This window comes from Arcicella lustrica (assembly GCF_034930985.1).
GTDB classification, from domain to species: Bacteria; Bacteroidota; Bacteroidia; order Cytophagales; family Spirosomataceae; genus Arcicella; species Arcicella lustrica.
This window is the reverse complement of the sequence record NZ_JAYGIM010000017.1, coordinates 65,732-79,368: the sequence shown is the minus strand read 5'-3', so window position 1 is coordinate 79,368 and position 13,637 is coordinate 65,732. Positions and strand designations below refer to the sequence as shown.

The 13,637-nt window shown below is 33.4% G+C and carries 14 protein-coding genes; 4 read left to right on the top strand and 10 right to left on the bottom strand.

Features of this window, described 5'->3' with window-relative positions:
* The first annotated feature begins 4 nt into the window (after positions 1 to 4).
* Positions 5 to 937 carry a bifunctional riboflavin kinase/FAD synthetase gene (locus tag VB798_RS20830; RefSeq protein ID WP_323689167.1) on the top strand — a complete coding sequence of 311 codons (933 nt, stop codon included), beginning with the start codon at positions 5 to 7 and terminating at the stop codon, positions 935 to 937.
* A 101-nt stretch (positions 938 to 1,038) separates the two neighbouring features.
* Here the strand turns inward: VB798_RS20830 and VB798_RS20825 are convergent, their stop codons facing one another.
* Both VB798_RS20825 and VB798_RS20820 read right to left on the bottom strand, forming a co-directional pair.
* Positions 1,039 to 3,582 carry an ATP-dependent Clp protease ATP-binding subunit gene (locus VB798_RS20825; RefSeq protein WP_323689166.1) on the bottom strand — a complete coding sequence of 848 codons (2,544 nt, stop codon included), beginning with the start codon at positions 3,580 to 3,582 and terminating at the stop codon, positions 1,039 to 1,041.
* Between the two features lie 156 nt (positions 3,583 to 3,738).
* Entirely contained in the window at positions 3,739 to 4,365 is a 627-nt protein-coding gene (locus VB798_RS20820; RefSeq protein ID WP_323689165.1) for a WbqC family protein, read from the bottom strand.
* Positions 4,366 to 4,458: 93 nt separating this feature from the next.
* Here VB798_RS20820 and VB798_RS20815 point away from each other — a divergent pair, with 93 nt between their 5' ends.
* The gene (locus VB798_RS20815; protein WP_323689164.1) at positions 4,459 to 5,316 is read left to right on the top strand and encodes a lysophospholipid acyltransferase family protein; all 858 of its coding nucleotides are present in this window, start codon (positions 4,459 to 4,461) and stop codon (positions 5,314 to 5,316) included.
* 58 nt (positions 5,317 to 5,374) lie between these two features.
* Here the strand turns inward: VB798_RS20815 and VB798_RS20810 are convergent, their stop codons facing one another.
* A complete protein-coding gene (locus VB798_RS20810) occupies positions 5,375 to 6,001 on the bottom strand; it encodes an L-threonylcarbamoyladenylate synthase (protein WP_323689241.1) in 627 nt (208 codons plus the stop codon).
* 41 nt (positions 6,002 to 6,042) lie between these two features.
* Between VB798_RS20810 and VB798_RS20805 the strand changes: the two genes are divergently transcribed.
* Complete coding sequence (locus tag VB798_RS20805) at positions 6,043 to 7,170, top strand: glycosyltransferase (RefSeq protein ID WP_323689163.1); 1,128 nt, start codon at positions 6,043 to 6,045, stop codon at positions 7,168 to 7,170.
* Here the strand turns inward: VB798_RS20805 and VB798_RS20800 are convergent.
* The 7 genes from VB798_RS20800 to VB798_RS20770 all read right to left on the bottom strand — a co-directional run bounded on the left by VB798_RS20800 (position 7,167) and on the right by VB798_RS20770 (position 12,628).
* On the bottom strand, positions 7,167 to 8,117 hold the full coding sequence (locus VB798_RS20800) for a glycosyltransferase family 2 protein (RefSeq protein ID WP_323689162.1): 951 nt from the start codon (positions 8,115 to 8,117) through the stop codon (positions 7,167 to 7,169). The two genes, VB798_RS20805 and VB798_RS20800, sit on opposite strands and share 4 nt — an antisense overlap.
* A gap of 21 nt (positions 8,118 to 8,138) precedes the next feature.
* Positions 8,139 to 9,080 carry a YihY/virulence factor BrkB family protein gene (locus VB798_RS20795; RefSeq protein ID WP_323689161.1) on the bottom strand — a complete coding sequence of 314 codons (942 nt, stop codon included), beginning with the start codon at positions 9,078 to 9,080 and terminating at the stop codon, positions 8,139 to 8,141.
* 20 nt (positions 9,081 to 9,100) lie between these two features.
* Entirely contained in the window at positions 9,101 to 9,508 is a 408-nt protein-coding gene (locus VB798_RS20790) for an acyl-CoA thioesterase (protein WP_323689160.1), read from the bottom strand.
* Positions 9,509 to 9,673: 165 nt separating this feature from the next.
* Entirely contained in the window at positions 9,674 to 10,714 is a 1,041-nt protein-coding gene (gene mltG / locus VB798_RS20785) for an endolytic transglycosylase MltG (RefSeq protein WP_323689159.1), read from the bottom strand.
* Between the two features lie 85 nt (positions 10,715 to 10,799).
* On the bottom strand, positions 10,800 to 11,216 hold the full coding sequence (locus tag VB798_RS20780) for a PIN domain-containing protein (RefSeq protein ID WP_323689158.1): 417 nt from the start codon (positions 11,214 to 11,216) through the stop codon (positions 10,800 to 10,802).
* A complete protein-coding gene (locus VB798_RS20775; protein WP_323689157.1) occupies positions 11,204 to 11,452 on the bottom strand; it encodes a hypothetical protein in 249 nt (82 codons plus the stop codon). The genes VB798_RS20780 and VB798_RS20775 overlap by 13 nt, the downstream gene beginning before the upstream one ends.
* Positions 11,453 to 11,557: 105 nt before the next feature.
* On the bottom strand, positions 11,558 to 12,628 hold the full coding sequence (locus VB798_RS20770) for an Ldh family oxidoreductase (protein WP_323689156.1): 1,071 nt from the start codon (positions 12,626 to 12,628) through the stop codon (positions 11,558 to 11,560).
* 346 nt (positions 12,629 to 12,974) lie between these two features.
* Here VB798_RS20770 and VB798_RS20765 point away from each other — a divergent pair, with 346 nt between their 5' ends.
* Positions 12,975 to 13,550: a DUF502 domain-containing protein gene (locus VB798_RS20765; RefSeq protein ID WP_323689155.1), complete on the top strand. Its 576-nt coding sequence runs from the start codon at positions 12,975 to 12,977 to the stop codon at positions 13,548 to 13,550.
* Positions 13,551 to 13,637 lie beyond the last annotated feature (87 nt).

The window sequence follows — 13,637 nt, the reverse complement described above, 5'->3', positions numbered from 1 at the left end:
AAAAATGCAAGTTTACCACGGAATACAGGAATTCAAAAAATTAGACCATGCGGTAGTCACTAGTGGAACATTTGATGGTGTACATCTTGGACATCAAAAAATATTAAATCGCTTGAATGAAGTAGCTTTACAGACGCAAGGAGAAAGTGTTGTAATTACTTTTTATCCACATCCACGAAGCGTTATTTCTTCTGACAATCAGACCATCAAGTTACTTTCCACACTCGATGAAAAGATTGAACTCTTAGAACAAAATGGCGTACAACATCTTTTGATTATTCCATTTACCAGAGAGTTTTCAGAGCTTTCATCCGAAGAATTTATTCAAAAGATTCTTATCGAAACCATCGGCACTAAAACGCTTGTCATTGGCTATGACCATCGTTTTGGAAGAAATCGTGAAGGAGGATTCGATTACTTGAAAACTAATGCTTCAAGATATGGTTTTTCAATTGAAGAAATCGCTCGTCAAGATATTGATAATGTAGGTGTAAGTTCTTCAAAAATCAGAAAAGCATTATTAGAAGGAAACGTTCAATCTGCCGACCATCTTTTGGGTAGAAATTACTCTATTTCAGGGCTTATTGTAAAAGGCAAACAATTAGGTAGAACAATTGGCTTCCCTACAGCCAATATTCAAGTAAGAGAAGTAGCCAAATTAATTCCTACCGATGGAGTTTATGCCGTAAAAGTACATTACAACGATGAAACTTTTGGAGGAATGTTAAATATTGGTAATCGCCCGACGGTTGATGGTACCTATCAGACAATCGAAGTAAATATTTTCGATTTCAATCGTGAAATTTATGGAGAAAACCTCAGTGTTGAATTTATTACAAAAGTAAGAAACGAACAAAAATTTAGCGGATTAGATGCCCTAAAAGCACAAATTGCCAAAGATAAAGAAGTAATCAAAGAGATTTTACAGCGTAAATAAAACTGATTTAAAAGTAAGTAAAACCATATTTTTCATAACACTTCAACAAAAAAGGTCGATTCAATTTAATGAATCGACCTCTTTCTGTTTAAAATTACTCTCTATTCTTCTGTTGCAGTAGTTGCTAGAATTCTTGAAAGTGTTAATGAATCGCCTTCGCCAGAATAATCTGCTAAGATTACATCTCCATTGGCTAAATCACCTTTCAATATTTCTTCTGCTACTGGATCTTCCAAATAACGTTGAATAGCACGATTCAGCGGTCTTGCACCATATTGTGAATCATAACCTTTCTCAGCAATAAAATCTTTCGCTTTTTCAGTCAATTCAACGGTATAACCAAGATTTGTAATTCTGATGAATAATTTATTCAACATCAAATCAATGATTTGGTGAATGTGTTCACGTTCTAATGAATTAAACACGATTACATCATCCAAACGGTTCAAGAACTCTGGAGAGAAAGCTTTTTTCAAAGCATTCTGAATAGTTCCTTTCATTGCATCATCTAAACCATCAACTTTAGTTTTCGTAGAGAAACCGATACCTGTTCCAAAATCCTTCAAATCTCTTGCTCCAATATTTGAAGTCATGATGATGATAGTGTTTCTGAAATCTACTCTTCTACCTAAACCATCCGTTAAAATACCATCGTCCAATACTTGCAATAAAATATTGAATACATCTGGGTGAGCTTTCTCTATTTCATCCAACAATACTACGGCATAAGGTTTACGGCGAATCTTTTCAGTCAATTGTCCACCTTCTTCATAACCCACATATCCCGGAGGAGCTCCGACTAAACGAGATACACTGAATTTCTCCATGTACTCACTCATGTCAATTCTTACTAAAGCATCATCTTTATCGAATAAATATGTCGCTAAAACTTTCGCTAATTCTGTTTTACCTACACCAGTTGGACCTAAGAAAATAAACGAACCGATTGGTTTTTTAGGATCTTTCAAGCCAACTCTTGTACGTTGAATAGCTTTAACAAGTTTAGCAATGGCTGGATTTTGCCCTATTACTTTACCTTGCAATTCTTCATTCATATTCAGAAGTTTTTGTCCTTCTGTAGCAGCTACACGATTCACTGGAATACCAGTCATTTGTGCAATTACTTCAGCAACACTTTCTTCTGAAACTGTATAACGACGACGTTTGGTGTCTTCTTCCCAATCACGTTTTGCACGGTCTAATTGGTCTAACAAACGTTTTTCACGGTCACGTAACTGAGCAGCCTCTTCGTATTTCTGCGATTTAACTACTGCATTTTTCTCTTTCTTGATATTTTCGATAGCTTCTTCTAAACGAACAATATCTTCAGGAACAGTAATATTTGAGATATGAACTCTTGCTCCTACTTCATCCATTACGTCAATCGCTTTGTCTGGTAAGAATCTGTCAGAAATATAACGTTCTGATAATTTTACTGCTTGCTCGATTGCCTCATCTGTATAAGTTACGTGGTGATGATCTTCGTACTTATCTTTGATGTTGTTCAAAATTTCAATAGTTTCTTCAATAGAAGTGGCATCAACCATTACTGTTTGGAAACGACGAGCCAAAGCTCCGTCTTTTTCAATGTACTGACGATACTCATCTAAAGTAGTTGCCCCGATAACTTGGATATCACCACGAGCTAAAGCAGGCTTGAACATGTTCGAAGCATCCAAAGAACCAGAAGCTCCACCAGCACCAACAATGGTATGCAATTCATCAATGAACAAAATCACATCTGGTGATTTTTCTAATTCGTTCATTACTGCTTTCATTCTTTCTTCAAACTGACCACGGTATTTTGTACCAGCCACTAATGAAGCCAAATCTAGTGTAACAACTCTTTTACCGAATAAAACACGAGATACTTTTTTCTGAACGATTCTTAGTGCTAGTCCTTCAGCAATAGCTGTTTTACCCACACCTGGCTCACCAATCAAAATCGGATTGTTTTTCTTTCTACGTGAAAGAATTTGAGCAACTCTTTCTATTTCTTTTTCACGCCCAACAATTGGGTCAAGTTTACCCGCTTCTGCAACTTTTGTTAAATCCCTACCGAAATTATCTAATACAGGAGTTTTAGATTTTTCCGTTCCTTTATTGGCGGTAGAACTTCCTCCAGCTGCGTTTCCACTTGCAAACATTCTTGCATCATCATCATTATCGTCTGTGTCAGACGGGCCTGATTTGATATTAGGGTTTGATTGATATTCCACCATATCCTTAATTAATTCATAATGTATTTGGAACTTCTCAAGAATTTGTTTGGCCAAATTATCCTCATCTCTAAGGATTGCCATTAGTAAATGTTCCGTTCCGACAAGATTAGTTTTAAAAATTCTTGCCTCCAAGTAGGTGACTCTCAACACTTTTTCGCATTGTCTTGAAAGTGGAATATCTTGTTTGTTTTTGATAGTGTACGTAGATCTAACCGTACTCTTTGTAGCTTGTTCTATAGTAACACGCAAATCATCAAGGCTAGTGCCACATTTTTTTATCAAATCAAGAGCAATGCCTTCGCCTTCTCTGATCATACCTAAAATAAGATGTTCCGTCCCGATGTAATCATGCCCAAGCCTGATTGCCTCCTCACGTGCGAGTGAGATAACCTCTTTTACTCTGTTTGAAAATTTTGCCTCCATGCTTAGAGTTTTTGAGTTATAGCGTTATAAAACCTCAGAGTTCAGTTCGTAAGAATGATGGAATAATCCAATTTTCTTTACACTGAGGCTGAAGGTAATCTCTGTTTTTCTTTAAAATTACTTTCTGTAAATCTCTTCCAAATTATATACTAAACACTAATTTATTGTTGTTTGTTCATTTACTAATGAGCTTTGAAGTATCTTTAAAGATTGGCTTCCCTGACAAAATAGCAAATCTAGAATAGATAAATTAGGTACAAATTCGTTGCCAAAGTTCTGGCGATATGCGATTGGATTATAAATACCATTCAATGAAAAATCTGTTTTGGGATGAATTTTACTCCTAAAATCACTCTCCACATTTTTTTCATATTTTTCTGTAAATATAATCTTTTTTTCGAGACGTAAAAGTTTCAGACAAATTGACAGCAATTCTAAATTCAAATCGAACAAAAAGTCAGGCTTTTTTTCAATAATATTTTTAAAATATTCTGAATAATATTCAAAAAAAGGTGATTTTCCGTATGCAGAATGAATAGCACCCCAATGTCGGCGAATCCAATCTTGATGATACTCTATCTTTAAATCTCGAATTAATACTTTTGAATTTCCATTTTTTACTGGGATAGACAGCGTATCAATCTTATTAGTTGTCTGAATTATACAACGATTTCGGTAACTTTGCTTTTCGTAATATTCGTGTGCTTCAATAACAATCGTGTCGTGCTGAAGTAAACACACAAAATATTCGAGACTGGGTAAATATTGTAAATCAATTATCATTTCCCTAAAATACAGCAGAATGATTTAATTTCAAATTTTTATACCAAAATCATTCTATTTTTCAAGAAAAAATACAAATTACCAAAAGTTAATATGCTTTTCTTCAAGATTCTTGCGGCTTTACCATTTTGGATGCTTTATCGCATTTCTGACTTTGCTTACTTTTTGCTTTTTAGAGTAATCAAATATCGCAAAAAAGTCGTTTTAGAAAACCTTAGAAATTCCTTTCCTGAAAAATCAGAAAAGGAAATCAATGAAATTGCTAAAGGTTTTTATCATCACTTAGCTGATGTATTTATCGAATTCTTTAAAGGTTTAAGTATTTCGGCAGAAGAAGTAACACAACGAGTGCAAGTAAATAATATAGAAGTTGTGAAAAAGTATTTAGACAATAACATTCCAATCATTTTTGTTGGCGGGCATCAAGGAAATTGGGAATGGGCTATTCATTCTGTTAGTTTAAATGGTGTTGATTTAGATGTTGTCTATCAAAAACTCAGTAGTCCATTTTTTGATAATCTTACTTATCAAATCAGAAATCGTTTTGGTGCTTTTTTAATTGAAAGAAAGGATACTATAAAAGTAACAATTGAAAGAAAAGACAAAGTCAGAGCTATTTGTTTGGCGGCTGACCAAATTCCTAGTCATTTAAAATCTGCCTATTGGACAAACTTTTTGAATCAAGATTCTGCTTTTTTTACTGGACCAGAGCGTATTGCACGAAAATTTGATTATCCTGTTATTTTCATGGAATTTGTCAGAAAAAAGAGAGGATATTATGATATGAATCTTTCAGAAATAGCAAGTCCTCCTTACGAAAATCTCAGTTCTAATGAAATTCTTGAGCGTTTTGTTCAAACATTAGATGCTTCAATAAAGCAAAACCCTTCTTCTTACTTATGGTCGCACAGAAGATGGAAACATAAGAGAAGTATCTCAGAAGAAGTTTAAACCAGTTTTTAAAGCTTTAAAAAACAAAAATGTTGGCAAATCTTCAATTGCCAACATTTTATAAGTAAATAGATAAATCTCCTAATCCCTGACGAATAATTTCAAAATCATCGTTGGTGGCATCTACAATGGTTGAAGGCATATTATTTCCATAACCTCCATCAATAACAATATCTACCTGATTTTGGAATTTCTCGAAAATCAATTCTGGGTCGGTTGAATACTCCACAATACTATCATCATCATAAATTGAAGTAGTAACAATTGGGTTTCCAAGTTCTTCTACAATTAATCTCGGAATTTCATTATCAGGAATTCTGACACCAACTGTTTTTTTACTTTGTGATAACACTTTTGGGACTTTATTATTCCCCTCCAAAACAAAAGTAAAAGGACCTGGCAAAGCTTTTTTCATTAATTTAAAGCAAGTATTTGATACTTTTGCATAATCTGCAATATGGCTTAAATCGTTACAAATAAATGAAAAATTGTTCTTACTAGGTTTTATTCCTTTGATTTGACAAACCCTTTCCACAGCACGAGTATTATGAATATCGCAACCCATTCCATAAACTGTGTCGGTTGGATAAATAATTACTCCTCCGTTTTTTAGGCAATCAACAATATGATTTATTTTTTTCATATCGGTGCCTTTTTCGTATAATTTTATAAATTCAGCCATCAGTTTTATCAGATTGTTTAATTTGTTGTACCTAAAATAATAAAATGTTCGTCACTAAACCTTCAAATAAAAAAACAAAAATTCTGCATATTGCTACTGGTAATTATTCACCAAGAGTAATAAAAGAAGTAAGTACTTTAGTTGAACATTACGAAGTCTATGTAATTCAAGCTGTTAGATTAAAAGACAGTGAACCTAAAGCTCATTTTTATCACATCAATTATTACCCACAACTTTGGAAAAGAATCTGTTTTAATTTTCCTAAAATTCTATTTTGGTATTTTAAAATTCAACCCAAAGTCGTTCATATCCATGTGATTGAGTTAATCCCGATTGCCTATCTATTTTCTTTACTCAAGACAAAAGTGATTTTTGACATCTACGAAGATTTTCATAAAAAACTTCCAACAAAGCAGAAAAACAACATTCTTTTATCATTGTTTTCGTATTTCGACAAACTTTCTTCAAAACATTTCAACCTAATTTTTGCCGAGAATACTTATCTGACGAGTTATCCCAACATTATAAAAAATCACGAAGTCATTTTAAATTATCCTCGAAAAGCCGACTTTGAAACTATCCATTTCCATTTCAATATTAGTAAACCTGAAGTTTTTTATATTGGACAAATCTCAAGTAATCGATGTATTGAAAAACTCTTGGAGGCAATCTATCTATTAAAAGAGCTTTATCCAAACATCAAATTGCATTTATTTGGATATTTTTCAAGCAATGATTTCCCAAGAAAACTAGAAGTATTAATAAAAGAATATGATTTAGAAGAAAATGTTTTAAAATATGGGATGACGTCTTTTAAAGAAGCAGCCGAAATTGCTAAAAATGCTTTTGTTGGAATCGCTTTACTCAAGGATGTTGGCGATTACAGCATCTCGTATCCTACCAAAATGTTTGAATATATGGCGTCTGGTTTGCCCGTAATTACTTCAAATTTTGAACATTGTTTATCGGTAATTAATTCCACAAAAGCTGGATTCGGAGTAAACCCTGAAAGTGTTCAAGAGATTTTTGAAGTTATTAATTGGTTTATTCAAAACCCAAAAGAAGCGAAAGAAATGGGAAATTTAGGAAAAGAAGCCATTCAAAAACAATATAATTGGGAAAGTGAAGCTAAAAAGTTAATAGCATTCTATCAGAAAGTATTAGCTGATTAAAGTCTGAATTTATTAAATTTCAGATAAACAAAGTTCAATGGAATACTAAATCTAATGATAATACAAAGTAATTTACTCTTAAAAGTATGTCCTTTTAGCTGGTTTAGCATTTTAATTACTTCTTCACCTGCTTCAAAATTCTCAGTAAAAGCACATTGTTTTAACACTAAATAAAGCCTTTTAGCTAGGGCTTCGTTTTCAGTTTCGTTACGATTTAAACTTTGTATTTTGGCACAAACTTTTACCGTTGAAACAACTAATTGATTCTTTTTTTGAATAAATCTGGAAGAAAGTGACGATGATACTTTTCTTTGAAAGGTCAATATTTCAGGCAAATAAGCATATTCCCAATTTCTTGATGACCGAATCCAAAAATCGAAATCTTCATAAGCCAATGTTTCATCATAGCCATTAAAACTATCCAATACTTCTTTTTTTATCATCATTGTAGAAGGCAAAATAAAAGATTGCTCTATCAATTTTGAATAAATATTTCCCTCTGAAATACTTTGGTTTTCATCATCATATAAAGTTCTCAAAGTATTTCCTTGCTCATCTATAAAAGTGGCATTCGAAAAAACTACTCCATACCAATCACTCAATGATTCAAAGTACTTTACTTGCTTTTCTATTCTGGTATTTTCTAAGACATCATCTGTCGATAAATCAATGATATATTTCCCTTTAGCTAATAAAAGTGCTTGATTGAATGATTTACAGTTTCCAATATTTTTTTCATTAAAAAACCATTTAACGGTTGGGTAATTTTGCAGTAAAGCAAGTATTTTTTGTTGACTATCATCTTCACTCGCATCATCAACAACTATTAATTGAATTGCCTTATAAGTTTGATGAAGTACTGAAGAAAGAGATTCTACCAGAAATGCTGAATGATTGTAACAAAGGGCAATAACAGTAACAATAGGTAGATTTTCAGGATTTTTCATATTGTAGAAATACTTGTTTAATTATGTTTCAGTTTCAATCGCTTTTTTAGATTCCGTTGAACCGTATAAAGTTTCAGCGATGCTTGCATTGATTTCAAAACCTAAAATCAAAACTAAAGCAACCAAATAAAGCCAAACCATTAAGGCGATAAAAGTACCGATTGCACCATAAAGTTTATTGTACGTTGCAAAGTTTGAGAGGTAATAAGAAAACAAATTTGAAAGAAGAATCGTAAGAATTGAAGCGGTGATAGAACCTGCATTGATAAATTTCCATTTTTTATGAATGGCTGGCGCCCAATAATAAATGATGGAAATGGTAATAAAAAACACTAAAAATATTACCAAATAAGTAAGTAACTGTAAGGCGTAAAAAGTAAAATCTCGATTCATTATTCCTTCATCAAATAAGAAATCTACAATCAATCGACCCACAATCAAGAAACCTATCGCTACAATCAACACAAAAGTGAGTAGGAAATTTAACATCACTGCAATCAGCCTTGCTTTAATAAAACCACGTTGTTCAGAGGTTTTATACGTTAGGTTAAAAGCTCTCATCAAAGCCATCATTCCACTTGTAGAAGCATACAAAGCAAAGATAAAACCTAATGAAAGTACTCCTCCACGTGGTTTACTTACGATTTCAATAATGGTTTCTTGTGCTTCATGGAAAATTCCTTTGGGCAATACTTCTGAAAGTAATGCAATAATTTTTAAATCAAGATGATTAACAGGAATGTATGGAATGAGTGAAAAAAGGAAAATTATTGTCGGAAATATCGCTAAAGTAAAATTATAAGCCACAGCCGCTGCACGAACATCAATATCAAACTGAAGAATTTTATTGATTAATACTTCTAATACTTGATATACAGTTTTTGCTGCATTTTCTAAATGATAGGTCTTCAAGAAAAGGCGAAAACGGTAATAGGGTTCTGTATGTTTTATTTTTTCTAGCATTTCCAATTTTATATGACCGATTAAGTAAAAAATGTACTCAATCGGTCTAACAATTCTTTCGGGGCTGTTGTAAGTCTATTGTTTTCCATTTTTACAAAAACCAAAGTAGTTTCACCTTTGTGTACCAACGTACCTTTGCTATTGAGAATTTCATAAAAGAAAACAACCCTAGCGGCAGGAAGGTTTTTAATGGTAGTACGAATAGTCAACAAATCATCATACAAAGCAGGAGCAATAAACTTTGAAGTATTTTCATAAACGGGCATCATCACGCCAGAATCTTCCATTGCTTTATAACTAAAGCCCAAACTTCTCAATGCTTCTACCCTACCTATTTCGTACAGTCTTGCATAATTTCCATAATATACATAACCCATTTGGTCGGTATCGGCATATCTTACTCTGTACTGATAATCGTGTTGATACATTGCTTAAATTTTTTATTAGCTGTGAGTATTGAGCTATAAGCTTTGAGCTAATTAGTTCCTAATTGGCAAAAAATATAAATATTTTTTTAGTCTTCAGCTATATTTTGCTCAAAGCTCACAGCTTACAACTCAAATCTCGTAGCTCAAGGCTCACAGCAAAAAAAGCTATTTCCTAATATTCAATTTATTCAATGCTTCTTGATAAATACGGGCATTGTTAAGATGATCAGCAAAGGTTTCTGCAAAATTGTGATAGCCTGAGAAATCTTCTTTCGCACAGAAATACAAATACTTGTGGTGTTCGTAATTTAAAACGGCATCAATAGATGCTAAATCTGGTAAGTTGATTGGGCCAGGAGGCAAACCAACAACACGATAAGTATTATATGGTGAATTAATTTGTAACAATGCCTTCGTTACTCTTTTAATAGAAAAATCTTGATGAGCAAAAATAACGGTTGGGTCTGCTCCTAAAGGCATATTGGTATTCAAGCGATTCATGTAAACACCTGCTACTCTTGGCTTTTCATCTGCTTTTTTTGTTTCAGCCTCCACAATCGAAGCCATGATTTGCGCTCTGATTGGGTCTAAACCAATTTCTGTAGCTTTTCTTTTGCGTTCTTCTGTCCAAAACTTATCATACCAAGTTTTCATGGTATTCATTAACTCATCGGGACTTGTATTCCAATATACTTCATAAGTATTTGGCAAGAACATACACATAATTGTTTCTTTGGTGAATCCGTACTTTCTAGCAACGGCAGTGTCTTCTAACATTGTTGCCAAAGCGGTAGAATCAAATTCAAAGCGATTACCGATTTTATGAACTAAATCTTTCTTTAAACGAATGTTATTAAAAGTAAGCTTAATGGCATCTTGGTTTCCAGAACGAAGTTTTTTGATTACTTCATAATTACCCATGTCTGCTTTAATGACGTAACGTCCTTCACGAACATTGTCTTTATACTTCAATAATTTTGCTAAAAACTTGAATGACAATTCGTCTTTAACAATTTTATGTTTACTCAAAGAATCCCAAACGGTTTCAAAAGTTGCTCCTTTTGGAATCAAAAGGGCAAAGCCTTTTTTCTCATCTACTTCATAATTAGGCGTTTTGGTAATTTGCCAAATATAATATGAAAACATTGTCGCAAATAAAGCGAATGCGAGAAAGAAGTAGCGTAATAATTTATTGTTTTGTTGCATTGTGATGATAATGAAATAAACGCAAGCGTTCTTTTAAAATGATTGTTTTTATTTTAATGATTTGTTTTTAGAATTATAGAACTTTTTAATCTATCCAATTTTCATAGACTAGTCCTTCAATCCTCATCATCTCTTTTACATTTCGACTTACAAGTACACAATCTTCTAATATTGCTGTGCAACCAATCAACAAATCAAAATCACTGATGGGAGTTCCTATTCTTCTTAATCTAGTTTTTTGTTCTGCAAAGATTTCAAAAACAGGTCTAATAGGTAAAACTCTATTTTGAAAACTTTCTGTAAACTGCTTTAATTTAAGCCGATTTTCTTCTTTCTTTGTGGAAGTGCTATTGGCTATTCCATACATTAACTCAAGGATAGTCAACTCTGAGATAAAACAATTTTCTACCCCTACAGAAGAAATTTTAGCAGGAATATTGAAATCATTTTTGATAAAATGGATACAAATATTTGAGTCCAATAAATACTTTATTCTGCCCATGAAGTATCAATATCTTTATTTGTCCTTGATTCTTCAATTATTTTTATCAATTCATCGCTTGTCTCTGGTAAATCAAAGCTTCCTGCTAACGCATAAAAAGCCTTTTCATCCGAAACATTATCTGTTATGTCTATTTCACTAGCACTAATTCTAAATTTAGCTTTCAACCTTTTAGCCAAATCTATAAAAAGCTGATAATCTGCCTGAGAATTTGGTTCAATGATGATTGTGTTCATATTTCTTAAATAAATAATGTTGTTTTCAATAAAGTTACAATACAATAATTATTGTTAATGAATCCCTAAAATCACCATTAAAGATAAAACATTTTACCGCTATCCTTAAAACGCTATCCCAAATCTATCTGCTAAAGCTTGTAAATCTTTTACAACGGGTTCTAAAAGATTAATCCCATTGGCTTTGCGTTCAGCTTCTATTTCTCTTTCTGGATCACCCGGCACTAATACTTTTTTGCCTTCTACAGCGTCGGCTGCATGGAAACGGTCAATCCATTTATCCATATCTGCTTTAAATTCTTCTGCTGGACGGAAAGCATCAACCCTCATTGCTCCCAAGAAATGTCCTGTTCCTTTTCCTACTTGTTCACCTGCGGTCATAAAACCTGCGGTTGCAAACGGAGGAACCCAAGGACCAAAGTTTGCACCAGATAATACGCCTGAGAAAATATCTACAATCGCTCCTAAACCATAACCTTTATGCGAACCATGTTCACGGTCGCCACCGAGGGGTAATAATGCGCCTCCATTTTTTACGGCATTAGAATCGTCTGTTGGATTCCCTTCTTTGTCTTGTACCCAACCAATTGGTGCTGGCGAACCTTTTCTTTGTAAAATCTCCATTTTCCCATAAGCAACTGCTGTACTGGCAAAGTCTGCAACGAAAGCAGGATTATTCTTTGCTGGAACTGCTACTGCAATGGGATTAGTTCCTAAAAGCTTTTCTTTTGAAAAAGTAGGTGTTACCAATGGAGCGGCGTTGGTCATCGCCCAACCAATCATATCATTGTCTGAAGCCATCATGGCATGATAACCTGCAATACCAAAGTGATTAGAATTTTGTACCGAAATCCAACCAGAGCCTACATTTGTTGCTTTTTCCATCGCAATTTTCATCGCAAACGGTGCTACAACCAAGCCTAAACCTTTGTCGCCGTCAATTACTGCTGTTGAAGGAGTTTGATGTACGATTTTGATGTTCGGCGTTGGGTTTAATCTTCCATTATCATACAAACGAACATAGCCACTTAGTCTTGCTGTCCCGTGTGAATCTACTCCTCGTAAATCAGCAGAAATTAATACTTTCGAAGCCAAATCGGCATCTGTTTCAGAACAACCTATCGAAAGAAATACATTTTTAATAAAGTTTTGCAGGTAGCTATATTCGTAAATCATAAATGAATTTGAGATTATTTTCTAAAATTTGAATGAATTTATTGAGATTCAAGGAGGGCAAAATTACGAATAATTGTTCGATGAAAGTCTTTTTTCGAGTAAAAAGCAGAAATATCACGATGATTATCCTGTAAATCTGCTCAAACTTGCTTTGTTCAGGAAGGTAAATAAATGAAGATTTTGTATATTCCTTGTGAAATAAATACTTTCCTTTAGTAGAATCTCAATCAATACTTACTTTTGTGAGAAATTGAAAAATATTGTCACTGTTTCTTTTCAATCAAAGAACCCAGCTATCTAGTAAAACGTTAATCAAGCATCCATTGAGCATATAAATTTTAATAAAATGTCTTTCAGATTCAAACGTATTAGTGCCAGCCTTTTTGGCTATTTCGTAAAAGGTTTATTTTTACTCGCCCCTGTTTACATAACAGGTTACATCATTTTCAACCTGCTGAATTCATTAGACCAAGAATTTTACTTTTACTTCCGTGGAACTGGCTTAGTCATTATGGTGGCAATCATCATGATTGTTGGCTTTTTAGGTTCAACGTTCATTTCTTTGCCATTGATTCAAATTCTGGAAGAAGGGGTTTCCAAACTTCCTTTGGTGGGTTTAATTTACTTTTCTTTAAAAGACCTCATCGGTGCGTTTGTTGGCGATAAAAAGAAGTTTAACCAACCCGTAAAATTTATTTTGAACAAAGAAAATGGTATCCAAAAGCTAGGTTTCATTACACAGACTGATTTAGGTTTTTTAGATATTCAAGATGCAGTGCTAGTTTACTGCCCACATTCTTATGCTTTCTCTGGTGAAATCTTTGTTGTTCCAAGTGCCAATGTTACTTTATTGAATATTCCTGCTTCCGATGCCATGAAAATGATTGTTTCAGGTGGCGTTTCTTTATCAAGCGCCCCTTAATTTTTTTTGGGTATTTCTATACAACATTAATCTTCTTATTTAGTTAAATGATTGCAAAGCGTAATTCTCCTTAAAAGTTAATGCGCT

Coding starts and splice junctions, on each gene's coding strand:
- VB798_RS20830 (WP_323689167.1), top strand. CDS start 5: ATGCAAGTTTACCACGGAATACAGGAATTCAAAAAATTAGACCATGCG.
- VB798_RS20825 (WP_323689166.1), bottom strand. CDS start 3,582: ATGGAGGCAAAATTTTCAAACAGAGTAAAAGAGGTTATCTCACTCGCA.
- VB798_RS20820 (WP_323689165.1), bottom strand. CDS start 4,365: ATGATAATTGATTTACAATATTTACCCAGTCTCGAATATTTTGTGTGT.
- VB798_RS20815 (WP_323689164.1), top strand. CDS start 4,459: ATGCTTTTCTTCAAGATTCTTGCGGCTTTACCATTTTGGATGCTTTAT.
- VB798_RS20805 (WP_323689163.1), top strand. CDS start 6,043: ATGTTCGTCACTAAACCTTCAAATAAAAAAACAAAAATTCTGCATATT.
- VB798_RS20800 (WP_323689162.1), bottom strand. CDS start 8,117: ATGAAAAATCCTGAAAATCTACCTATTGTTACTGTTATTGCCCTTTGT.
- VB798_RS20795 (WP_323689161.1), bottom strand. CDS start 9,080: ATGCTAGAAAAAATAAAACATACAGAACCCTATTACCGTTTTCGCCTT.
- VB798_RS20790 (WP_323689160.1), bottom strand. CDS start 9,508: ATGTATCAACACGATTATCAGTACAGAGTAAGATATGCCGATACCGAC.
- mltG (WP_323689159.1), bottom strand. CDS start 10,714: ATGCAACAAAACAATAAATTATTACGCTACTTCTTTCTCGCATTCGCT.
- VB798_RS20780 (WP_323689158.1), bottom strand. CDS start 11,216: ATGGGCAGAATAAAGTATTTATTGGACTCAAATATTTGTATCCATTTT.
- VB798_RS20775 (WP_323689157.1), bottom strand. CDS start 11,452: ATGAACACAATCATCATTGAACCAAATTCTCAGGCAGATTATCAGCTT.
- VB798_RS20770 (WP_323689156.1), bottom strand. CDS start 12,628: ATGATTTACGAATATAGCTACCTGCAAAACTTTATTAAAAATGTATTT.
- VB798_RS20765 (WP_323689155.1), top strand. CDS start 12,975: ATGTCTTTCAGATTCAAACGTATTAGTGCCAGCCTTTTTGGCTATTTC.